The sequence below is a fragment of the Paracoccus jeotgali genome (assembly GCF_002865605.1).
Taxonomy (GTDB): domain Bacteria; phylum Pseudomonadota; class Alphaproteobacteria; order Rhodobacterales; family Rhodobacteraceae; genus Paracoccus; species Paracoccus jeotgali.
In genome coordinates this window covers 41,542-63,893 of record NZ_CP025584.1, presented here as the reverse complement: position 1 = coordinate 63,893, position 22,352 = coordinate 41,542, and the positions used below count along the sequence as shown (strand labels likewise).

Annotated in this window: 21 protein-coding genes, 1 pseudogene and 1 riboswitch; of the genes and pseudogenes, 14 read left to right on the top strand and 8 right to left on the bottom strand. The window is 64.6% G+C overall.

The annotated features are described in order from the left end of the window. Positions 1 to 101: 101 nt before the first annotated feature. Both gltB and glnA read left to right on the top strand, forming a co-directional pair. Positions 102 to 4,691, top strand: a complete 4,590-nt coding sequence (gltB, locus tag CYR75_RS15310) for a glutamate synthase large subunit (protein WP_101501131.1) — start codon at positions 102 to 104, stop codon at positions 4,689 to 4,691. Positions 4,692 to 4,748: 57 nt separating this feature from the next. Further along, positions 4,749 to 6,155, top strand: a complete 1,407-nt coding sequence (glnA, locus tag CYR75_RS15305; RefSeq protein ID WP_101501130.1) for a type I glutamate--ammonia ligase — start codon at positions 4,749 to 4,751, stop codon at positions 6,153 to 6,155. A 129-nt stretch (positions 6,156 to 6,284) separates the two neighbouring features. On the opposite strand, the gene CYR75_RS15300 is transcribed toward glnA, so the two are convergent. The 3 genes from CYR75_RS15300 to CYR75_RS15290 form a co-directional block, all read right to left on the bottom strand. Next, positions 6,285 to 7,151, bottom strand: coding sequence for an IS110 family RNA-guided transposase (locus CYR75_RS15300; RefSeq protein ID WP_101501129.1), 867 nt, complete (start codon positions 7,149 to 7,151; stop codon positions 6,285 to 6,287). Between the two features lie 253 nt (positions 7,152 to 7,404). Continuing rightward, the gene (locus CYR75_RS15295) at positions 7,405 to 8,517 is read right to left on the bottom strand and encodes a hypothetical protein (protein WP_101501128.1); all 1,113 of its coding nucleotides are present in this window, start codon (positions 8,515 to 8,517) and stop codon (positions 7,405 to 7,407) included. Then, complete coding sequence (locus CYR75_RS15290) at positions 8,514 to 9,356, bottom strand: hypothetical protein (protein WP_158644691.1); 843 nt, start codon at positions 9,354 to 9,356, stop codon at positions 8,514 to 8,516. The genes CYR75_RS15295 and CYR75_RS15290 overlap by 4 nt, the downstream gene beginning before the upstream one ends. 191 nt (positions 9,357 to 9,547) lie before the next feature. Between CYR75_RS15290 and CYR75_RS15285 the strand changes: the two genes are divergently transcribed. The 3 genes from CYR75_RS15285 to CYR75_RS15275 all read left to right on the top strand — a co-directional run bounded on the left by CYR75_RS15285 (position 9,548) and on the right by CYR75_RS15275 (position 11,290). Next, entirely contained in the window at positions 9,548 to 10,102 is a 555-nt protein-coding gene (locus tag CYR75_RS15285) for an RNA polymerase sigma factor (RefSeq protein ID WP_225972953.1), read from the top strand. Next, positions 10,099 to 10,839, top strand: a complete 741-nt coding sequence (locus tag CYR75_RS15280) for a hypothetical protein (protein ID WP_158644690.1) — start codon at positions 10,099 to 10,101, stop codon at positions 10,837 to 10,839. Before CYR75_RS15285 ends, CYR75_RS15280 begins: the two co-directional genes overlap by 4 nt. Positions 10,840 to 10,903: 64 nt before the next feature. Further along, on the top strand, positions 10,904 to 11,290 hold the full coding sequence (locus CYR75_RS15275) for a hypothetical protein (protein ID WP_101501125.1): 387 nt from the start codon (positions 10,904 to 10,906) through the stop codon (positions 11,288 to 11,290). Positions 11,291 to 11,695: 405 nt separating this feature from the next. Here CYR75_RS15275 and CYR75_RS15270 read toward each other — a convergent pair whose 3' ends face one another. From CYR75_RS15270 to CYR75_RS15250, 5 genes are all read right to left on the bottom strand, one after another. Beyond that, positions 11,696 to 12,079: a hypothetical protein gene (locus CYR75_RS15270; RefSeq protein ID WP_101501124.1), complete on the bottom strand. Its 384-nt coding sequence runs from the start codon at positions 12,077 to 12,079 to the stop codon at positions 11,696 to 11,698. Between the two features lie 19 nt (positions 12,080 to 12,098). Then, positions 12,099 to 12,605: a hypothetical protein gene (locus CYR75_RS15265; protein WP_158644689.1), complete on the bottom strand. Its 507-nt coding sequence runs from the start codon at positions 12,603 to 12,605 to the stop codon at positions 12,099 to 12,101. Positions 12,606 to 12,634: 29 nt separating this feature from the next. After that, positions 12,635 to 13,225 (bottom strand): hypothetical protein, encoded by a 591-nt coding sequence (locus tag CYR75_RS15260; RefSeq protein WP_101501122.1) that lies wholly within the window; start codon positions 13,223 to 13,225, stop codon positions 12,635 to 12,637. A gap of 22 nt (positions 13,226 to 13,247) precedes the next feature. After that, complete coding sequence (locus CYR75_RS15255) at positions 13,248 to 13,769, bottom strand: hypothetical protein (RefSeq protein WP_101501121.1); 522 nt, start codon at positions 13,767 to 13,769, stop codon at positions 13,248 to 13,250. 61 nt (positions 13,770 to 13,830) lie between these two features. Beyond that, on the bottom strand, positions 13,831 to 14,520 hold the full coding sequence (locus tag CYR75_RS15250) for a hypothetical protein (RefSeq protein ID WP_101501120.1): 690 nt from the start codon (positions 14,518 to 14,520) through the stop codon (positions 13,831 to 13,833). A gap of 109 nt (positions 14,521 to 14,629) precedes the next feature. Here CYR75_RS15250 and CYR75_RS15245 point away from each other — a divergent pair, with 109 nt between their 5' ends. The 9 genes and pseudogenes from CYR75_RS15245 to CYR75_RS15205 all read left to right on the top strand — a co-directional run bounded on the left by CYR75_RS15245 (position 14,630) and on the right by CYR75_RS15205 (position 22,341). Beyond that, positions 14,630 to 14,842, top strand: coding sequence for a hypothetical protein (locus CYR75_RS15245; RefSeq protein ID WP_101501119.1), 213 nt, complete (start codon positions 14,630 to 14,632; stop codon positions 14,840 to 14,842). Between the two features lie 30 nt (positions 14,843 to 14,872). Beyond that, the gene (locus CYR75_RS15240) at positions 14,873 to 15,274 is read left to right on the top strand and encodes a GIY-YIG nuclease family protein (RefSeq protein WP_101501118.1); all 402 of its coding nucleotides are present in this window, start codon (positions 14,873 to 14,875) and stop codon (positions 15,272 to 15,274) included. Positions 15,275 to 15,355: 81 nt separating this feature from the next. Beyond that, a riboswitch (TPP riboswitch) is annotated at positions 15,356 to 15,461 on the top strand. Beyond that, positions 15,452 to 16,063, top strand: a complete 612-nt coding sequence (locus CYR75_RS15235) for a YkoF family thiamine/hydroxymethylpyrimidine-binding protein (RefSeq protein ID WP_101501117.1) — start codon at positions 15,452 to 15,454, stop codon at positions 16,061 to 16,063. (Overlaps the previous riboswitch by 10 nt.) 42 nt (positions 16,064 to 16,105) lie before the next feature. Further along, the gene (locus tag CYR75_RS15230; RefSeq protein ID WP_225972952.1) at positions 16,106 to 16,831 is read left to right on the top strand and encodes an ABC transporter permease; all 726 of its coding nucleotides are present in this window, start codon (positions 16,106 to 16,108) and stop codon (positions 16,829 to 16,831) included. Then, positions 16,824 to 17,567, top strand: a complete 744-nt coding sequence (locus CYR75_RS15225; protein WP_101501115.1) for an ABC transporter ATP-binding protein — start codon at positions 16,824 to 16,826, stop codon at positions 17,565 to 17,567. Before CYR75_RS15230 ends, CYR75_RS15225 begins: the two co-directional genes overlap by 8 nt. Further along, on the top strand, positions 17,564 to 18,544 hold the full coding sequence (locus CYR75_RS15220; protein WP_101501114.1) for an ABC transporter substrate-binding protein: 981 nt from the start codon (positions 17,564 to 17,566) through the stop codon (positions 18,542 to 18,544). The genes CYR75_RS15225 and CYR75_RS15220 overlap by 4 nt, the downstream gene beginning before the upstream one ends. A 569-nt stretch (positions 18,545 to 19,113) precedes the next feature. Next, positions 19,114 to 19,748: pseudogene (locus tag CYR75_RS15215) on the top strand (arsenic resistance protein); the annotation flags it as partial. A 349-nt stretch (positions 19,749 to 20,097) separates the two neighbouring features. Beyond that, entirely contained in the window at positions 20,098 to 21,162 is a 1,065-nt protein-coding gene (locus CYR75_RS15210) for a sensor histidine kinase (protein WP_101501113.1), read from the top strand. Between the two features lie 141 nt (positions 21,163 to 21,303). Further along, positions 21,304 to 22,341: a substrate-binding domain-containing protein gene (locus CYR75_RS15205; protein WP_101501112.1), complete on the top strand. Its 1,038-nt coding sequence runs from the start codon at positions 21,304 to 21,306 to the stop codon at positions 22,339 to 22,341. Positions 22,342 to 22,352: the final 11 nt, after the last annotated feature.

The window sequence follows — 22,352 nt, the reverse complement described above, 5'->3', positions numbered from 1 at the left end:
CCATTGACGAACGACGCCGGAGCCTGTCGCCATGCGGGGTGCCGCGTCGCCCGAAAGGCTAGAACCGAAAGCACCGGATCTTATCCAGCGGAGGAGCATCCATGACCATCTATGAGGACGGCTGGATGGCCGCGGAGACGAAGCGGCGTGCGCATCTGGCGGCCACCAGCCTTTACCGTGCGGAGGACGAGCATTCATCCTGCGGAGTGGGTCTGGTCGTCAGCATAGACGGTACGCCGTCGCGGCGGGTGGTGCTGAACGGCATCGACGCGCTGAAGGCCGTCTGGCACCGCGGCGCGGTCGACGCCGATGGTAAGACCGGCGACGGCGCGGGCATCCATGTGCAGATTCCGGTCCCGTTCTTCCACGACCAGATACGCCGCACCGGGCACGAGCCGGACGCATCTAAGCGCATTGCGGTGGGCCAAGTGTTCCTGCCGCGAACGGACTTCGGCGCGCAAGAACGGTGTCGCACCATCGTCGAGACCGAGGTGCTGCGGATGGGCCACGCCATCTACGGCTGGCGTCATGTGCCGGTGAATACCGCACTTCTGGGCGATAAAGCCAACGCCACGCGTCCGGAGATCGAGCAGATCCTTATCCGTTGCGGGGGTGAGCGGGATGAGGAGGAGTTCGAGCGTGAGCTCTATGTCATACGCCGACGGATCGAACGCGCCGCGGTGCAGGCGCAGGTGCAGGGTCTGTATATCTGCACGCTGTCCTGCCGCAGCATCATCTACAAGGGGATGATGCTGGCCGAGCACGTGGCCGAGTTCTATCCTGACCTTCAGGACGACCGGTTCGAGAGTGCCTTCGCCATCTATCACCAGCGCTATTCCACCAACACGTTTCCCCAATGGTGGCTGGCGCAACCGTTCCGCACACTGGCCCATAACGGCGAGATCAACACGCTGAAGGGGAACCTGAACTGGCTCCGCAGCCACGAGATCCGCATGGCGTCTGCTGCTTTTGGTGAAATGGCCGAGGACGTGAAGCCGGTGGTGCCCTCCGGGTCCAGCGACAGCGCGGCGCTGGATGCGGTATTCGAACTCATGGTCCGCTCGGGCCGCAGCGCGCCCATGGTCAAGACCATCCTCGTGCCGGAAGCGTGGTCGAAGGCCACCACCGACATGTCGAAGGCCTGGGCGGACATGTATGCCTACAGTAACGCCGTCATGGAGCCATGGGACGGCCCGGCAGCGCTGGCGATGACCGACGGTCGCTGGATTTGCGGGGGCCTCGACCGGAACGGCCTCAGGCCGATGCGCTATGTCGTTACCGGCGAGGGGTTGCTGATCGCCGGATCGGAGGTCGGCATGGTGCCGGTGAACGAGGCCACAGTGCGCGAGAAAGGCGCGCTAGGGCCGGGGCAGATGATCGCCGTCGACATGGCCAAAGGCCGCCTTTACCACGACCGCGAGATCAAGGATCTTCTGGCCGCGCGGCATCCCTTCGGCGAATGGGTGAAGAAGGTCGTGCAACCCTCGCCGATGATGGCCGCGCTGCCGGAGCCCGCGACCCATTCCGGGGAGGCCCTGCGCCGCCGCCAGATCGCCGCCGGCCTGACGGTGGAGGATCTGGAGACGGTCCTTGCGCCCATGGTCGAGGACGCAAAGGAAGCGCTGGCCTCCATGGGTGACGACACGCCGCCCGCGGTGCTGTCGCAGCACTATCGCCCGATCAGCCACTTCTTCCGCCAGAACTTCAGCCAAGTCACCAACCCGCCCATCGACAGCCTGCGGGAAGGCCGGGTCATGTCCCTCAGGACGCGGTTCGGGAACCTCAAGAACATGCTGGATGAAAGCGCGGCGCAGACCGAGATCACCCTGCTGGAAAGCCCGTTCCTCGCCACCGGCGAACTGGCAGAGCTGACCCGGCAGTTGGGGGTGGCTGTGACGCGGATCGACTGCACCTTCGTGGCGGGTCCCGATGCGCTGCAGGCCGCACTTGACCGCATACGCGCCGAGGCCGAGGATGCCGTGCGCAGCGGCGCCGGCCAGATCGTGCTGAGCGATGAGGCTGTCGACGACCGGCACATTGCCATTCCGATGGTGCTGGCGACAAGCGCGGTGCACTCCTGGTTGACGCGCAAGGGACTGCGCGCGTTCTGTTCAATCAACGTGCGCTCAGCCGAATGCGTAAATCCACATGATTTCGCGGTTCTGATCGGCTGCGGCGCGACGACGGTGAACCCCTGGCTGGCGCAGGACAGCATCGCCGAACGGATAGAACAGGGGCTGCTGCCCGGCACCCTGATGGATGCGATGAACCGCTACCGCGAGGCGATCGACGCGGGGTTGCTGAAGATTATGTCAAAGATGGGCATCTCTGTGCTGTCGTCATACCGTGGCGGGCTAAACTTCGAGGCGGTGGGGCTAAGCCGCGCGATGGTGGCCGAATACTTCCCCGGCATGCAGTCGCGCATCAGTGGCATTGGGCTGATCGGCATCCAGCACAAGCTGGAGGAGATCCACGAACGCGCCTTCGGGGGGGCGCCCGGTCTGCTGCCCATCGGCGGCTTCTACAAGATCCGCAACCGGGGGGAGACGCACGCTTGGGAAGCCGAGACGATGCGCCTGCTGCAACTGGCATGCGAGCGTGCGAGCTATGATCTGTGGCGGCAGTTTAGCGCGGCCATACGGTCCGGTCCGCCTATCCACCTGCGAGATCTTCTAGAAATTAAGCAGATCGGTGCCCCAGTACCCATCGAGGAGGTCGAGAGCATCACCTCCATCCGCAAGCGTTTCGTCACCCCTGGCATGAGCCTTGGCGCGCTGTCCCCCGAGGCGCACATGACGCTGAACATTGCCATGAACCGCATCGGGGCACGTTCCGACAGCGGCGAGGGCGGCGAGGATCCGGCGCATCACAGCGCTTTGCCCAACGGCGACAATCCCAGCGCCAAGATCAAGCAGGTGGCCTCGGGCCGGTTCGGCGTTACGGCCGAATACCTCAATGCCTGCGAGGAGCTGGAGATCAAGGTGGCGCAGGGTGCCAAACCCGGCGAGGGCGGCCAGTTGCCCGGCATGAAGGTGACGGAGCTGATTGCGCGGCTGCGCCACTCGACGCCGGGTGTGACGCTGATCTCGCCGCCCCCGCATCACGACATCTACAGCATCGAGGATCTGGCGCAGCTGATCTACGATCTCAAGCAGATCAACCCGCGCGCCAGAATCACGGTGAAGCTTGTGGCCGGAAGCGGCGTTGGCACCATCGCGGCAGGCGTCGCCAAGGCCAAGGCGGACGTCATCTTGATCAGCGGTCATAACGGCGGCACCGGCGCTAGTCCCGCGACCAGCATCAAGTTCGCGGGCTTGCCGTGGGAAATGGGCCTGACCGAGGCACATCAAGTCCTCGCCATGAATAAGCTGCGCGCGCGGGTCACGCTGCGCACCGATGGCGGCCTGCGCACCGGGCGCGATGTGGTCATGGCGGCGATGATGGGGGCCGAGGAATACGGAATCGGCACCGCCGCCCTGATCGCCATGGGGTGCATTATGGTCCGCCAGTGCCACTCCAACACCTGTCCCGTGGGGGTCTGCACGCAGGACGAGAAGCTGCGCGCCATGTTTAGCGGCAGCGCAGACAAGGTCGTGAACCTCATCACCTTCTATGCACAGGAGGTGCGCGAGATCCTCGCCTCAATTGGGGCGCGCTCTCTCGACGAGATCATCGGCCGCGCCGACCTGCTGACGCAGGTGTCGCGAGGCAACTCGTATCTGGACGATCTGGACCTGAACCCGCTTCTAATCACGGTCGATGGCGCGGACAAGATTGTCTATGACCGCAACCGGCCGCGCAATTCGGTGCCGGACACGCTCGACGCCGAAATACTGCGGGACGGGGCACGGTTCTTCGAGGACGGAGAGAAGATGCAGCTCTCTTACGCGGTCCGCAACACTCATCGCACCATAGGCGCCCGTGTCTCTTCGCGGATCGTGCGGAACTTCGGAATGAAGAACAGCTTGCAGCCCGACCACCTGACGCTGCGACTGACTGGGAGCGCGGGCCAGTCGCTAGGCGCGTTCGCAGTGCCGGGCCTCAAGATCGAGGTTGCAGGCGATGCCAACGACTATGTCGGCAAGGGCCTGTCGGGCGGGATCATCGTGGTCAAGCCGCCAGTGGACAGCCCGCTGGTGGCTGCGGAGAACGTGATTATCGGCAACACCGTCCTCTATGGTGCGACCGACGGGCTGCTGTTCGCAGCCGGACGTGCGGGCGAGCGCTTTGCGGTCCGAAACAGCGGCGCGCAAGCCGTTGTCGAGGGCTGCGGCTCGAACGGCTGCGAATACATGACCGGCGGCGTGGCTGTGATCCTCGGGCACATCGGCAGCAATTTTGGCGCCGGCATGACGGGGGGCATGGCCTACCTTTGGGACCCTGATGGCGTCGCGGACGCCTATGTCAACGGCGACAGCGTGCTGACCTGCCAGATCGGCGTGCCATACTGGGAGGCGCAGTTGAAAGAGCTGCTCCAGCGCCATGCGCATGAGACCGGCTCGCGCAGGGCGCGGGACATCATCGACGCATGGGAGTTTGCGCGCACGCAGTTCGTGCAAGTGTGCCCGCGGGAGATGCTGCCCCATCTCAGCCATCCGCTAACGCTGGCCGATCGAGCGGACACGCCGGCCGACGTGTCCATGAAGGCGGCGAGTGTTCTGCAACCAATTCCCGAGGTCGAGCCGGTGTAGGGGCCCTATCTGTCGCCTGAATCAGCTAAGCCATCACCCGACAAGGAGACTAGCCCAATGAAGGTCGAGGACGTACTGAGCCTGATGGAAACCGAGGAGGTGGTCTGTGTCGATCTTCGCTTCACTGATCTCAAGGGCAAGCTGCAGCACATGACGCTTGCGGCTGAGATGGTGGACGGCGATTTGTTCGAGGAAGGTTTCATGTTCGACGGCTCCAGCGTGGCGGGCTGGAAATCCATCGACCAGTCCGACATGAAGCTGATGCCCGACCCGGCCAGCGCCTATCTGGACCCGTTCTACGCGGAAAAGACGCTCTGCTTGCATTGCGACGTGGTGGAGCCCGACACCGGCGAGCCCTATTCCCGCGACCCCCGCAGCACCGCCGCCCGGGCTGAAGCCTATCTGCGCGCCTGCGGTATCGGCGATGTCTCTTACTGGGGTCCCGAGGCGGAATTCTTCCTGTTCGACGACGTCCGCTATGCCGTCACCCCGCAAAAAGTGTCCTACGAGATCGACGCCGCCGCCGCCGCCTGGAACACCGATGCCAGCTTCGAGATGGGCAACACCGGCCACCGCGCGCCCCATAAGGGAGCCTATTTCCCGGTCAACCCGATCGACGAGGGGCAGGACATCCGCGGCGAGATGCTGTCCACGATGAAGCGCATGGGCATCAAGGTCGACAAGCACCACCACGAGGTCGCGACCTGCCAGCACGAGCTGGGGATGATCTTCGGCGGGTTGGTCGAGCAGGCCGACAACATGCAGAAATACAAATACGTCATCCACAACGTCGCCCACGCCTATGGAAAATCCGCGACCTTCATGCCCAAGCCGATGAAGGGCGACAATGGCAGCGGCATGCATGTCAACATGTCGATCTGGCGCGATGGCAAGCCCTTGTTCGCGGGCGACAAATACGCCGATCTCTCGCAAGAGGCGCTGTGGTTCATCGGCGGCATCTTGAAACACGCCAAGGCGCTGAACGCGCTGACCAACCCCTCGACCAACAGCTATAAGCGGCTGATCCCGGGGTTCGAGGCGCCGGTGCTGCGGGCCTATTCGGCGCGCAACCGCTCGGGCTGCGTGCGGATCCCGTGGACCGAAAGCCCCAAGGCCAAGCGCGTCGAGGCCCGCTTCCCCGACCCCTCGGCCAACCCCTATCTGTGCTTTGCCGCGCTGCTGATGGCCGGGATCGACGGCATCCGCAACAAGATCGACTCCGGCCCGGCCTCGGACAAGGATCTGTACGACCTGCCCCCGGAAGAGCTGGAAAGCATCCCCACCGTCTGCGGCAGCCTGCGCGAGGCGCTGGAAGAGCTGGAAAAGGACATGGACTTCCTGCTCGCCGGCGACGTCTTCACCCGCGACCAGCTCGACGCCCATATCCGGCTGAAATGGGAAGAGGTCTATGCCTATGAGCACACCCCTCACCCGATCGAATACGCGATGTACTATGCCTGCTGAATTGCCTGGAAGGGGCAATGGTATCGACCCCGCCGCCCGGTTGCGGCGAGACTTTTCAAGTTGGACAGATCGGAGAGGGGAGATGCCATCGAAATCGTGAGAATGGGAGTCGACCTAGCAACTGTATCCTCACGCGGTCGAAGGCGTCCATTTCTGACGGCTTTTACACAGGGCATTAGCAAGGTTGACCAGTTTCCGGGCGACCGCTGTTATGATGACCTTGTGTGGTTTCCCGGCTTTTCGCAAGCGATCCGCAAAGGCCTTCATGGACGGGTTGTGATGCGCGGCGACCAGAGCAGCCTGGAACATCACATGTCTCAGGGCACGGCGACCGCCTGCAATGGTCCGCTTCCCGCGAAGGGTTCCACTGTCATGCGCCACGGGGGCGAGCCCTACGAGAGCTGCAGCCTGTTCGCCGGTGATGGTGCCAAGCTCAGGCATTTCTGCGATCAGCATTGTGCTGGCCACGGGTCCGATCCCGGGGATGGAGCGGAGAACACCAGCGGTCTCTGCCACCAAAGCGTCGCTGGATATGGCGGCCCCGATTCTGGCTTCCAATTCCTTGATCAGGCAGTCGAGCCGAGCCTTTAGTTCGGTATCGACGCTGTCAAACATCTCGGCTGTGCCAAGCTTCTGATGCGCGCGGATCTGGGCCAGTAGACGTTTCCGCATCTCGACAATCTGGGCCCGCTTTGAGGTCAAGGCTCTGAGCAATCTCAGCTTTTCTGCGGGAAGGCGGCGACCAGCATCGGGTCGGAAGGCAAAGAAGCGGGCAATAAGCTCCGCGTCAATTCGGTCGGTTTTTGCGCGTGTGCCACGGCTTCGTGCGAATGCTTTCACCTGAGCGGGCGGCACTTGTCGGGCGATGACGCCTTCTGCCTCGAGCGTTTCCCAGAGCTGCCATTCCTGTCCGCCGGTCGACTCAAAGCAAACGACGGCATCTCGATCGTGGGCAAGATCCGCAACGGCTGCATGACCTTTTGGTCCATTCGGCATTCGGCATTGGAGCCCATCGGGCACGGGTGAACGGATCCCCCTTGATCGCGAAGATGACGTCGTAATGGTCCTTCTGCAGTTGGGTGCCGACAAGTTCAAGTTGGCCGGGATAGGTGGTTTCGGCCAAGGCGGTCGCTGCATCAATGGCGCGCTGGCGATCCGCACAGGCAGAGAGAAGGGCCATGAGCGCCAGCGCGACGAGCCAACGACCTGCAGGGCCCGACGCGCCCTTCTTCCGGCCGGCGAGCATCCATTACCCCCCGCTCCCGATGCGCAGCGCGGGCAGGTTCCCGGTGATCAGGGCGTGAGAGGCGCGGTTGAAGGGACCGGGCGTGCCGTCGAGACTGGCGACGTGCAGGACCGCCGCGCAGCCGGATGGCGTGGGCGGTGCGGTGCTTGCCGCGGCGAGGTCCCCGTCCGCGCCGTCCATCCCGCGCCACAGCTCAGCGGCGCGCTCCGCCGCCGCCTGCGCTTCGGGACAGTCGGCATAGGCGAGTGCAAGGATCAGAGTAGGACCCTCGGGCGTCTCCACATCAGCCAGCGCGGCACTCTGCCACAGTGGTAGGCCGACCGGGGAGGCGGCGGCAGCCTCTTCCAGCGCGGTGCGCGCTTCCTCCGGGGTCTTGCCGGCCAGGACAGTGGGATCGATCCTGCCGCTCAGCCCGTGCCAAGGGCCGAGGAAAGCGACCTGCAGCACCGCGCCCTCCTGCGCCTCCAACCCGGCAAGGATAGTCTTGCCGGCGGGCGTATCCAACGCAGACGGTCCATCAGCCAGAAGCGGCTCCAGCACCGCGGCATCGTCCGCCTGCAGCAGGGTCAGGCCGGAACGCGCCACGACCGATGGCTGCCCCATCGTCCCCCGCCACGGGTCCGCAGGATCGCGCCCGGCAAGGTTCATCACGCCAGGCTCTCCGTTGGCAATCATCCCCGATGGCAGTTCCTCGAAACCGCGCTCCGATAGGCTGGCGAACGCGGTAGTGGCAGCGGTCTCGTCGGCAAGACCCCAGATCGACACCGCTTCGGGCGGCTGCCCCATCCCGGCCACGAAGGCCAGTGCCGAGGCGTCGACCCCAGCCTTTTCGCCGAAGCCTTCTGCCGTGCCGACCGCAATCGCCTCGACCGGGCGGATGCCGCCGCCCATCAGGGCGCGGGCGAGCGCCTCGCGCCCCAGGGTGCCATCATGGGCTTCGGCCAGTGCCGTCAGGTCGACATACCGGGCGACGTCCGGTGTGAGGCCGGAAAACACCGTGTCGGGCAGAACCGACAGCGCGGCGCGCAGGTTCGAGTTCTCGGCCAGCGCCGGGGCGCCGGCAACAAGGGCGAGCGCCAGCACGGGGGCAAGTCTGGTCATCATCTTCTCCGTCATCTCGGTTGCGAAAATGGGTTGGCGCAGGTCACGTCGTAACCCGCCACTTCGGGACCTGCGGGACGCCACACATCCCCGAAGGTCAGGACCGAGGCCACGGCCTTGTCTTGCACGAAGGACAGGCTGCAGAAGCCGAATCCGGTCCCGGAACAATGTTCGGCCCCGCTGAAGCCCCTTGCGGCAAGCCGGGCCGCGAGAGGGTCGGAGGGCTGCGCGCGACTGTCCGGCTCCCAGCCATGCGCGGCCAGCAGCGCCCTGGCGTCGGACAGGTTCAGACCGTGGATCAGCGGCATCGTCACTGTTCCGTCGCAGAAGGCATCGGTCCGTGCAGGCGCGACGATCACAGGGATACCATCGTCCAGCGTGATATCGGCGACGGGCTGCGGCAGCATCTCGCCGTTCCAGAGACGCAGCCTGCCGAGACCGACGCGGCGCAGTTGACCGATGCCGCTGCTGTCCGGTTGCGTGGCTTCCACGAGGGCCAGCAGCTCCACGCCGTCGAAGACGCCGATCCGACCGCCGGTCAGGACGCAGGCACCGCTGGTCACCGATCGGAATCCGGCGACGAAGCTGATGGCGACCAGCGGGCCGAGCGGCTCCTCGCTGATGACCGGCCAGCCGGCTGCGGCAACCATCCGCCCGGCGGATGTCTGCGGAGCAACCTCATGATGCCCGCAGAACCCGCGGTCGATCCGCCCCGAGGCCTCAGGCAGTGCGGTGCCCGGAACGACGGTGATGCCCGATACGGGCGGCTCTGCCGCGGCGGCTGCGCCACCGAGAGCTGCGAGAACGGCGACCAGGCGCGTGGGGCCGAGGTGCGGCAAGGGGTTCTTTCTCATCGGCGGCTCCTTCCTGCCTGTTGGGACGCCGGCCGCCGGCCAGATCTTGGTGAAGGCACCGCACTGTTGCTGCCGGTGCCCCGACACGCTCCCGCCCGGGACGTTCTTTGCTTTGCTTCCGCCTGTGTCTGTGGTCTTGTGCAGTCGTGACGAGAAATGAAAGCAGGTTCAGTTTCTTGCAGGCACCAAGGTTGCGCGATAGCCGGTCCGGGACCGACAGTGATGCCGCCGGCCGGGACCGTGCCCTGCTGGCGCGGGCGCGCGCAGGCGATGCCGCAGCGTTCGAGGCGCTCCTCGCCTTGCATTACCGTTACATCTTCCGGGTCGCCTACCGCTGGCTAGGCCATGAAAGCGATGCCGAGGATGTCACGCAGAGCGTGTGCATGCGGTTGCCAGAGGCGATCCACAGTTTCGATGGACGCGCGGCCTTCACCAGCTGGCTCTACCGCGTGACCCTGAACGCGGTGCGCGACCTGCAGCGCCGCCGGCAGCGGCAGGGGCGGCTGGCCGATGCGGTCGCCGTCCTGGCCGAGGACAGCCTCCCGCCCGAGCAGGAGGACGCGCTGCACATTGCCGATCTGTGGCGGGCGGTCCGCGCCCTGCCGGAAAAGCAGCGCGATGCGGTAATGCTCGTCCATGCCGAGGGTTTGAGCCAGGCCGAGGCAGCGCGTATCATGGGCTGCAAGGAAGTTACCGTCGCCTGGCATATCCACAAGGCGCGCAAGACACTCAGGGAGGTGCTGTGACAAGCCGGACGTCCCATCCCCTCGACCTGCTGCGGCAGCTTTCCACGCCCGAGCCTGACCCGGCACGAATGCAGGCCACCATCGCCGCCGCGCGGGCGCGTTTCGCGGACGACGGGGCCCGCTGTCCCGTGTCCGGCCCCCGCCGCGACGGATGGCCGATGTGGATGGCCGCCGCGGCTGTGTCGCTGGCGGCGATCGCGGTGGTGGCAGTGCTGATGCCGTCGCCCGATGCGCCGCAGCTGGCGGGCCGGGACCCCGCCACGAGGGGCGAGGAGCGCGAACCCGCCGCCCCGCCGCGTCGGCTGGCCGAGCCGCCGCCAGCGCCGACTGCCGAACCGCCCGGCATCATCATGGGGGCGCGCCCACCGCAGGCTTTGCCACCAGCCAATGCCGAACTGCTGGCGGCGGCACGGCACGATTTCGACGGGTTCCAGATCATCGAGCGCGACACAGCCGACGGAGTCGCCCTCTCGCTCCTGCGCGGCGGGACCGAGACAGCGTTCGACCGTCGCAGCCTCGACCCCGGCATCGGGTTCGAACTGCTGGACGCCTTTCTGCTAGCCCCGGCCGACGCGCCCGAACTGCTGCTGCTGCAAAGCCGCATCGGCGACGCGACGAACTGGGACGTGTTTACCGTCGGACCGGGCGGCCTGCGCCTGTCGGGCGAGTTGTCGCGGCGGGTCCATGACGCGCCAGACCGCGCCGCCGCCACCCGCAGGCTGAGCGCCCCCGAATAGTCGCCAAGGTCTGCGCCTCGGCGGGCGTTTCATGGAGGACCGACCCTTCGGCAAAGGAGCCGCCATGTTCCGCAGCATTTTGGCCGCCGCGCTGATCCTCACCGCCACGGCCGCGCAGGCCCTCGATGCCGAGGCGCTGCCGGTCCCGGCCAAAGGCGAGCAGTTCTGGGGCCTCGGTTCGACCGGCATCGACTGCGTCCGCCTGCCTTGCCCTTGGCGCGGCGTCTTCCGCATCGACCCTGACGGCACCCGCGACCGCCCGCTGTCCCGCCATGACATGACCGAAGCCCCACCGCTGACAGCCGACGAGGCCGACCGCGCGCGGATCGAGGAAGCCTTCGCGAACGATGGCTGCGTAGTGGCCGAGGGTCATTTCGAGGGCGAGACGCTTGCCGTCGTGCGTATCGCAGGGGAATGTCACCACTGGTTTCCCCGGCGACCCGCGCAATGAGGCGCGCGCTGCTGCTGGCCGCGCTGCTGCTGGCGGCTGGGAGCGCGGCACTGGCCCTTTCCGGCGCTGGCGGCTGGTAGGATGGATGGCTGGCGATAGCGGCTGTCTTGCGGGCTTTATCTTGCACGATCTGGTGGTGAAGAGGACACGGTGGAGAGCGACGCTTCGGGCCGACTACCCGCTGATGGCATCGGCTAAGAATATTCCGGCCGCGCTCGCCGCCCCTGTGCTGCCGGGGGACAGCAGGGCTGGTCAGTGGAAAGGCTTCAGACTTGCGGCTAAATGAGGGCCCGGCAGTTAAGGTCTGTGGTTCCTTGCACGGAAGGACAAGGCCCCGGCTGTGTCACGGGGTATCCCCGCACCGCGCCTCCTGTTGTCAATCACTCTGTGCGGCGCGGCGAGGGACTATTGCCCCAAGTATTTTGCCCGCATCTGTCGTCCCGTCTCTATCCCCAGCCGTCGCGACTCTCTGGCAAGCCAAGCGTCCGCCTCCGCTTTCCCGTCGCGCTCGACGCGCATGCGGTAGCGGGGTTCAAGCTCGCGCCGGTGCTGCTCCATGATCCGGGCGCCCTCGGCGCGGGCACGGGCCTCTGCAGCAGGCGATATGGTGCTCGACCTGCTCGCGGGCTGTTTGGCGTCGGGGCCATCGTCGGCGTGCTGTTGCTGATGCTGGCGCAGGTTGTGTTCCAGCATCGTGTCGAGGTGGATACCGAGGTAATCCTGCGCCGTCGCGGGCGCGGCGACGGTCGCGGCGGCCAGCAGGACCACGGCAATAGGCAGTTCTCTCATCGGTCTTCCTCCAGAGCTTTCATGGCAGAAAATTTTCGCATGTCACCGCAGCCGGTGCGATCTCGACGAAGCGCCCGCTGTCCCGGTCCAGCGCGGCGGTCCAGGCGCCGCTCTCAGGCGTGATCTCGCCGCTGCCACTGCGCATCACGGCGATGGGGTGCAGGCCCGCACGCTCGGTGCGACAGGTGCTGTAGTTCAGGAAACGATCCTCGGGGATGGTGGGGACCGCGATGACAGCGGTCACGATCCAGAGCGGCCGCCCCGTCTCGTCGTCGCTGGCCTGCCGTCCCGCATAGATGCCGACCGGCGCGCCGCCGGCTGCCGGCTCGAGCGTGCCGATCCCCACCGCGCATTCCGTGGCGCTGCCCGCCGGTCCCACGCAGGCGCCGCCAAGGCTGGTGAGGCCGTCGGGATAGGGCGGAACGATGCTGCCGATTGCGAGCAGTGCAGGCGCCTGCCTTGCTGCCACGACCGAGGCGAGACCGCGCGGCACGTCGTCAAGCGCCAGCGCGGGCGACGCCGTCAAGATCACGGCCGCAAGGGCGGCGCGCATCGTCAGCCGCCGAGTTCTGGCAGCGGCGCGGCTGCCAGTGCCTTGATCCGGGTCGGGCGCAGCACGGGAAGTTCTTGCAGGAACGTCTTGGCCGCGTCGTTGCCAGAGGCGCGGTGGCTGATGCCAAATAGCATCACGCCGGCACCGCGCTCGCCTACCGCCAGCGGCGCATAGCGATAGACGTTCCACTCCACGACATATTCGCCGGCCTCGTTCCTGCTGCTGACGATGAAGTCCAGCAGCGCCTCGCCTGTCGCCTCGTTCTGGATCACCTCCATGTTGACCAGCGGGTCGGTTGCCTTGCGGCGGGTGAGAGTTTCGGTCTGCGCCCGCACCGCGTCCATCACCCCGACGCCGCCGGTGACGGTCTCGACCGAGACCATGCGGCTGTAGTTGTCCGGGGTCTCGCCGGCCGGCAGGTATTCCTGCTTGATGTAGTTGTCAGCCGTGCGCGAGGACCAGGCGAGCGCGAAGCTGTCGCCCGCCAGGGTGATCGGACCGGGCAGGCCCAGATGATCCGTGGTCTGCGCCTGCACCGGCGCGAGCCAGAGGGTAGCGGCCAGAACGGCGGCAAGGCGGGTCAAGGTCGTCATGGGCAGCTCCTTCAATGGTCGCTCAGCGGTTTTCCAGTCCGTTGTCGATGCGGTGCCGGCGGAGTTCCTCGCGGCGGGAATCGACCTCCGCGATGAGGTCGATCAGCCCCTGCCGCACCTTGGCCAGCTCTGCGGAATGGGCGGCCTTGGACGTAACGCCGTTCGCATGGGCTTCATCCCAGGCCAGCGCCCACTCCATCGCCGCGATCCACTCGTCAGGGTCGCCGGCGATGTATTCGTTGACGGGCCGGCCGACCTGTTCGGTCAGCGCCGAGAAAAGGACGCGGTCGTTCGCCGCCGCGCCGGGTGCCGCCAGCATGAAGCGATAGCGGATCTGTCCCGCATACATCCAGTTTGCCGCCTCCTGCCCCTTGCCCTCTCCCAGCAGTCGGGCGGCGAGGACATAGAGGGCAGAAGGGTGCAGCGACTCCGCCTGCTCGGCGATCTGAGCCGAGGGCATGCCGTCGAGGTTTCCCGCCGCCTGTGCGTGGCCAGGGAGCAGCGAGGCGCAGCAGAGCAGCAGCGGGAAAAGCAGGCGTTTCATCAGGCGATCTCCGTCCTCTTTGCCCGTGTGACGCCACGAGAGCACAGAAGCTTGGCGATGTTCAATCTCCGGTGCTCTTTCGCGACACACATTGCGGCTCGCGGCTCAGGCTCATGCCGCCTCCCCATGTCCAGCGATTGACGAGGCGCCACTCGATCCGCTCGCATGCGCCGCGACCCTCGGCCGCTGAGGGCGGCTCGCGGCCATCGTCCTTTTCGGGATCGGACACAGGCCCGGGCGGAGGAAGGCTGACGTCGAACAGGAACACCGTCAGCATCTCGGCATCCGGCGCGGACCCGGCGTTCTCCGTGGGAATGCGGCGAAGGGTGAGCTTGCCGTTTTCAGGCCCGATCTGGCCCGTCAGGACCATGTGGAAACCCTCCATTTCGGTCAGGGAGAGAACCCGGCCCGCCGCAGTGATCTCGGTCGGGCCGGTATGCGACAGGCTGCGCCACACGCCATCGCCATCCGGCACAACGGTTACGCTCAGATCGAGGCTCCCGCCGTCAGCGAGCGCCGCCGTGGTGCTGAACAGGACCCGGTCATCGCCCGCGGCGGAAAACCGCACCTCGGCGTCACCCCACGCCCGGTGCATGCGATCGCCGCCGTCCACCGGAAAGGCCTCAACCGTCATGCGCCCGGTATACGGAGCACCAATAGTGGCGGGAAACGGAATGGGTTCGCCGAGGGCCGGGGTGACAGTCAGCAGTCCTGCCAGCAGCACGACGATCAAGCAGCGGGTTCGTTTCATCGCGCTCTCCCTGAACCGTGTCCTGAACTCTCACCTCAAGACGCTTCGGGAGCAACTTACCTTGGCCGAAACCTTTCCCGGCAAGCGACGCGCCTGACTCAATGACAGTATGGATGACAGCCTGCAAAGCGCCCGCGACGCCTTCATCGACGAGCAGCTGACCAACGCTGCCCGCATCCCTGCCGACCGAGGCGTCACCGACGCGCCGGCCAAGGCCTATCGCTATGCCGCGCTGAAGGCCGAGGCCCGGGCGCGGGACTGGGATCTTCTGGGCGAGGATCCGGAGGGCGACCGAGGCTACCGCCTCTATCGTCACGACTGAGGCCACCTTCAACGGATCAGCGTCGGTAACATGGCAACCGGCCGTTTCACCTGCGGCGGCTGCAGTGAGGGCTGGACGAGGGACCAAAGCTACATCTACGCGATGCTCTTTGTGCTGAAGGACGGCCGCGAGGCCATCAAGGTCGGCTTCTCGCGAGACCCGGACTCGCGCCTGCGTCACCAACTGACCACCGAACAGGACCAATACGCGATGCTGATCCGCAGCATCGCAATCCCGACAGGGCGCGATGCGATCCAACTGGAGAAGGAAACTCACCGGACCCTGCGCGAACGCCATCCGCAGGCGGTGCTGGATCGTGGCGTCTTTGCCGGTCAGGTCAATTGCGCCTCGGAGTTGTACGACGCTGCCATTGAGACCGATATCATGGCGCTTCTGGATGAGCTGCAGCAACGCGTTGCGGAGCTGGAGTAGCGCAAAAGTCGGCCACTTGACAGGCTCGGCACGCCGTCCTAGCTTCGCCGGCGAAGAAACAGGGTGGCCTAGACTGACCGCCAGACACATCAGGGGTGCTCCATCAGCGGGGCTGAGATACGCGGCACGCGTGAACCCTTTAGCTGATCCGGGTAATGCCGGCGGAGCGAGAGAGACATGTTTATTGGCGCCCAGGTGTCGCTTTACCCAATGACCTCGGATTTCGAGCAGGTCATCCTTTCGGGCCTGAAAGCGCTCGATCCTTATCGCGACCGCTTGCGTATCGAGACGGACGACATGTCTACCCTGTTCGTTGGCGCGTCCGCGCCGCTCTTCGATGCGCTGCGCGATCTTTTTGCCCGGGCCGCGCAGCAGCCGCCCCATGTGACCATGCACGTCACCCTCTCTCGCGGCTGTCCCGGTGAACCCGATGACCCGTCCTGCCGTTGCGAAACCCTTTCGCAGGCGCAGGATCAGACGCTCGCCGAGCGCCAGACGCTCGCCACAGAGGCGGTGCAGGCGGCGCCGGTTCTGGGGGTCGAGATCGATGTGCAGTTCTCGCTCTATGTGCTGGGGCGGGATCGGCACATGGACGAAATCTACGGCTGCATCGACTTCCTGAAAGCGAGTGGGACCTTCTTACGGTCCAAGAATTTCTGCACACGCCTCCGCGGCGATGCGGGGGCGGTTTTTGAAGCGGTGAGGCAGGCTTTCCTGCGGTTCGGACCGGCGGAAGGGCATGTGACCATCGATCTGACAGCCTCGGCCAACAGCCCGACCCTGCGCTGACCGGGGTTTCATCCGATGCTGGCGCGTGTCCTGCCCTCACTGATGGTTGCCCTCTGCCTGCTGGCTGTCTGGGAGGTCTATAGCCGCTTCTCCGGCGTCTCGGCCCTGATCCTGCCCGCGCCATCGAGCGTGCTTCGCGCGCTGCTGCTGAACCGCAACGAGATCACAGGTCATGCCCGCTCCACCATCAGCGTCGCCGTGATCGGCTTCGCCTTATCTGTCGGCTTCGCCTTTGCGACCTCTGTCGCGCTGCATGTCGCGCCGTTCGCAGAGCGCGGCCTCATGCCCCTGTTCGTGGTCAGCCAGACGGTGCCGCTGGTCGCATTGGCGCCCCTGATGATCCTGTGGTTCGGGTTCGGGCATCTGCCCAAGATCCTGCTGGTGATCCTGGTGACCTTCTTTCCCATGCTGCTCAGCCTGCTGTCAGGTTATCGCCAGACACCGTCCGAGTTTCGCGACCTTCTGGCGGCCATGGGGGCGAAGCGGTGGGGCATATTTTTTAGGGCCACGCTGCCATCGGCAAGGTCGGCCTTTCTGGCCGGGCTGCGGATCTCGGCGACCTATGCGATTGTGGCAACGATCTTCGCCGAGTACGCCGGCGCGCGTCGGGGCCTCGGGATCTATATTCTCGCTGCGAAAAACAATTTCCGCGCCGACCTCGTGCTCGCGGCGGTTCTTGTCTCGGCGGCACTGACGCTGATGCTGCTGGGTGTGATCTGGGTGATCGACCGGCTGACCGTCCGGGGGGCGCAGATGGATCATGCTTGAGATCCGCGGCCTGGCCATCCGCAGTCCCAGCCGCGACATCGTCACGGAACTGGCGCTTCATTTGCCGGGGCAGGGGATCACGGCTCTGATCGGCCCGTCCGGCTGCGGCAAGAGTTCGGTCCTGAAATGGTTGGCCGGGATCCTGCCGCAAGGGCTGGACGCGCAGGGCGCCGCCATGCTGGATGGCGAGCCAATCTCTCCGCCACATCCGGCCATTATCTATCAGCCGCAAAACGACGCGCTCTTTCCATGGCTGACGATCGCGGAGAATGCAGCTTTGGGACTGCGCGTGGCTGGCCTCTCTGCGCGAACGGCGCACGAGCGGGTCGCGCCTCTGTTCGCCGCCTTCGGGCTGTCAGGGACGGAAAAACAGTTTCCGGCAGAGCTTTCCGGCGGCATGCGGCAACGGGCAGCCTTTCTGCGCACGATGGTCCAGCCGGGACGGTTTCTGCTGGTTGACGAGCCGTTCTCGGCGCTCGACGCGGTGACCCGCCTGCGGATGCAGGACTGGCTGGTGGCGCGGCTAGCAGAGCATCCGCGGGGCGTGCTGCTGGTGACCCATGATCTGCACGAGGCGACAAGCCTGGCGGATCGGATCCTGGTAATGGGGATGCGACCCGGTCGGGTCATTGCCGACATTGCCGTCCCCATCCGACGCCCGGCGCGGACCGAGACCGCCTTGGCCGGTCTGCGCGACACCTTGAAACAACTGCTCTTACAGGAGACACTCTCATGATCCGCTGCCTGCTTCTCGCCGCCAGCCTCACCCTGCCAGTTCGTGCGCAGGCTGAGACGCCCGTGACAGTCGCCCTCGACTGGATGCTGAACACCAATCATATCGGCCTCGTGGTGGCGCAAGAGCAGGGCTTTTACGCCGAGGAAGACCTTGCGGTAGAGCTGCTGCCCTATTCCGACACCAATTCCGCCGCGCTTCTGGCGGCCGGGCAGGCGGATTTTGCCTATATGACCTCTCTCGGTTTCATGTCCGCGAAGGCCGGCGGTGCGGATCTGGTCGTTCTGTGGGCGACGATGCAGCACGAGGCGGGCAGGTTGGTCTATAATTCGGACAATGCGGGTATCACGCGGCCGGCCGACCTGTCAGGCAAGACCTATGCCGGCTTTGGCAGCGCCTGGGAAGATGCGCTCATCGCCACGATGATCCGCAATGATGGCGGCGAGCCCGTCTGGGACACGGTCACACTCGGCACCGGCGCCTATGAGGCGCTTGCCACCGGCGCCGTCGACTTTACCCTCGAAGTCGCGACCTGGGAAGGCGTCAACAGCGAAATGCTCGGCCGGAACCAGTCGTTCTTCCGATACGCCGATTACGGCATTCCCGACCAGCAGACCGGTTACATCGGCACCCGCGCCGAAAATTTGGAGAAGCAGCCCGACCTGCTGGCGGCGTTCATGCACGCCACGCAAAAGGGCTATGCTTGGGCCGCCGATCATCCGCAGGAGGCCGCCGAGATCCTGATCCATGCCGGTGATTTCCCGAACCCGGAGCTGGTCCATGGCTCGATGCGCGCCATCGTCGACGGAGATTACCTGCGCGACGGAGACACCCCGGTCGGCGCAATCGATCCAGGGCGTTTCGCCGCCATGGCGCGCTTTCTGTTCGAGAGCGAGGTCCTGAAGGACGCGAGTGGACAGACGCTGGAATGGCCCGGAGAGGTCACGAACTGGTATGATCAGAGCTGGATGGGGAAATGACGGCCGATCTTGGGATGCGCTCCAGGAACAGCCGGGGCATCTGAAACTAGGGCGCGGACTACCTCACCCGGAAGCGATCATGAACTGGGAAGGCATGGGCAAGTTCAGGCCGTTCTCTGCCGGCTCGAAACCGGGGCCTGCGCCAAACCCCTTTACGCTCGATCGGCTCAAGGGCCTGAACCACGACACGGACTTCGCACGAGTCCAAAAGCTGGGGCGGAGTTTGTCGGACCCGACGCCCCGCAGATGGATTGCGTGTTCAAGGGCTGCGACAATGCCGCCGCTGAGGAACGCCCGTTCTGGCCCGGCCAGCCGATAACGGCGCACTGGGGTGTGCCCGACCCGGCGAAGATCGATGGCTCACAGATCGTTCGACGGGTCGCCTTTGGAAACTTACCGGATGCTGCACGGTCTTATCTCAATCTTCGGAAGCCTACCGATTGGATCGCTCGATCGGATGGCGCTGCAACGCAACCTCAATCACATCGGCAAGACACCGCCAAGGCCGACTGATCTCCAATGACCAAAAGTCCGACAAGACCGATAGCTCGCTTCCCGCCGCTGCGGGTCTGGGGAACCTCGGACACTGGCTTTCCGTCTGGGTGGCGCTCGCCATCGGCGGGTGAGTGCTGCTCGGCATTTTTTCCCGGTGTGTTTCCTTATCTGGCATCGCTAGAGGTAGTCTCGGTCAACCTGCCTGTGGCGGTGCTGATCTGAACGATGCTGTATCCGATGATGGTTGGCGTCGACGTCGGCGCGCTGCTCCAGGTGGGCGGCAAGCCGAAAGGGCTGATCGTAACGTTGGTTGTGAACGGGCTGATAAAGCCCTTCAGCATGGCGGCGCTCGGCGTGCTGTCTTCAACCACGTCTTCGCGGGGCTGATTGCGCCCGACGATGCGCAGTCCTATCTGGCCGGAGTGATACTGCTGAGCGCCGCGCCCTGTGACCTGCACCGCGATGGCATTCGTCTGGTCGAACCTGACGCGAGGGGACGCGACCTATACGCTGGTGCAAATCAGCATGAACGTCGTGATCATGATCTTGGCCTTCGCGCCCATCGTCGCTTTGCTGCTCGCTGTCCCCAGGACACGCTGCTTTTGTCGATCTGGCTATACATCATGCTGCCACTGCTGGCCGGCTATAAGACGCGGCGGAACCTCGTCGGAAAAAAGACGGCGAGGCAACGGTAGAGGCCTTCAAGGCCTGATGCTGTCGCTCGTCGCATCTGCCAACCGGACCAAGCACTTGCTTCCAAAGGAGGATGCCTGACATGACCGTCATTTTGGTTACGATGCCGACCACGGACCCGATCTCTGATTGAAACGATTGTTGGCGGGCAAGCCCCGGATGACCGAGACGGAATATCCGGGTCGGAGACTGCTCTTGTTGCACGGTTCGAGTTCAGACGCCAGTTGCCCCCGGAATTTGCGAAATTCGTATGACGACGTGTCAGTGGGTTGTTTTTTATCGCCTGTTTATCGACCTCAACGCCAGATAAGGCTTCTGAGGAAAGGCTTGCAAAGCAATCCGGCTGACGAACTGGAGGCAACAGCATGACTCCCGATCCCCTGGCCCACCGCTCGCTGATGCATGAGGTGATTGGAGCAATTCCTTCGCCTACCCTGGCTATTGACAGGTTCGAGAGAATCGTGGCGCTGAACGCCGCGGCAAAAGCGCTGTTGGGCAGAAATGCTATGGGGCAGATCTTCACCACCGCACTTCGCCATCCGGATCTGGTTGAGGCAGTGGAGCGGAGTCTGCGTGATCAGACGCCACGCAGCATAACTTACCAAGTCACCGAAAGCGGAAGCGACGTCTTCTATGATGTGCATTTGCAGTCCATTGGGGACACCGGCCCATTGCTTCTGAGCTTCCTGAACGTGACGGATCTGGCGCAGGCCGGGCAGATGCGCCGAGATTTCGTCGCCAATGTCAGTCACGAATTGCGCACACCCCTTGCTGCCTTGATGGGATTCATAGAGACCCTGCGTGGTCCTGCGCGCGAGGATGTCGCGGCTCAGGGGCGCTTTTTGAACATCATGGCCGGCGAGGCCGAGCGCATGAATCGTCTTGTCGGCGATCTTTTGTCTCTCAGCCGGGTGGAGGCGGAGGAGCGGGTGCGTCCCACCACGCGACTGGATCTGCGCGATGTGCTGCAGACCGCTCTCCAGAATCTCAGCCGGTTGGCGGCAGATAACAACGTGACGCTGCAAACCGATCTGGGGCAGGCGCCGCTGCAGGTTCTCGGGGACGCGGATCAGCTTTTGCAGGTGTTCACCAATCTGGTTGAAAACGCTATAAAATACGGCGGTAACAGCCAATCTGTCGAAGTAACTGCCCTGAATTGTGCGCATGATCCGGTTCTGCGCGGCCCCGCCTTACAGATCGTGGTTGCAGATCATGGCCCCGGCATCGACCCCGTACACCTGCCGCGCCTGACCGAGCGGTTCTACCGTGCCGACAGCCACCGCAGCCGTGAACTTGGCGGCACCGGTTTGGGGTTGGCAATCGTGAAACATATTCTGAACCGCCACCGGGGGCGTTTGAAGATCACCAGCCAGCCGGGTCAGGGCGCGAAGTTCGCCGTTATTCTGCCGCTGCTGCACGACGAACCATGAGGCGCGGGTCAAATTGCCGATCCGAAGGACAGTGTCATAAAACTGTAACGCAGCTGTCACAAAAGCGAAGCATGTGAGGTCTAAACGGGCGTCGGGATCACCATCAAGGTGATCAGCTGACCGAACCCGACAGGAGTCCTCATGTCACTCGCAAAACTCACCATGTCCACACTGGCCCTTGCGGTCGTCTCCGCCACTGCCGCCGCTGCCCGCGAAAATGTGCAGATCGCGGGATCGTCCACCGTCCTTCCCTATGCGTCCATCGTCGCTGAAGCCTTCGGTGAGAATTCCGACTTCCCGACCCCGGTGGTCGAGTCGGGAGGATCTTCTGCCGGGCTCAAGCGCTTCTGTGAGGGTGTCGGTGAAAACACAATCGACATTGCAAATGCCAGCCGCGCCATCAAACCGTCCGAAATCGAAGCCTGCGCCGAAAACGGCGTGACCGATATCATCGAGGTGCGCATCGGTTATGACGGCATCGTCTTCGCCAGTGACATCGATGGCAAGCGCTTTGCTTTCACGCCTGCCGACTGGTATCTGGCGCTGGCCGCCGAACTGCCCGTCGACGGGGCCATGGTGGCCAACTCCAACAGCAACTGGAATGCGCTGAACGCCGACCTTCCCGATCAGCCGATTCAGGCTTTCATCCCCGGCACCAAGCACGGCACCCGGGAGGTCTTCGAGGAAAAGGTGCTGCTTCAGGGCTGCAAGGACAGCGGTGCGATGGATGCGATCATGGAGATGAACGGGAGCGACGAAGACGCTGCCGAGACCACCTGCATGGCGGTGCGCAGCGATGGCCTGTCGGTCGATATCGACGGTGACTACACCGAAACACTGGCCCGTATCGACGCGGATGCCAATGGGGTCGGCGTGTTCGGTCTGTCGTTCTATGAGAACAACACCGACAAATTGCAGGTTGCGACTATGTCCGGCGTCACCCCCTCGACCGAGACCATCGCGAGCGGTGAGTATCCGGTGTCGCGCCCGCTCTATTTCTACATCAAGGTAGCCCATCTGGGCGAGATACCGGGCCTGCAGGAATACGCCGACTTTTTCGTCAGCGACGAAATCGCGGGCCCTGACGGCCCCCTGGCGGAATACGGTCTGGTCTCTGATCTAGACCTGGCCGCAGCCCAGAATGCGGTGGCAAACCACACACTGTTAAGCGGCAAGTAAGACAGGACGCG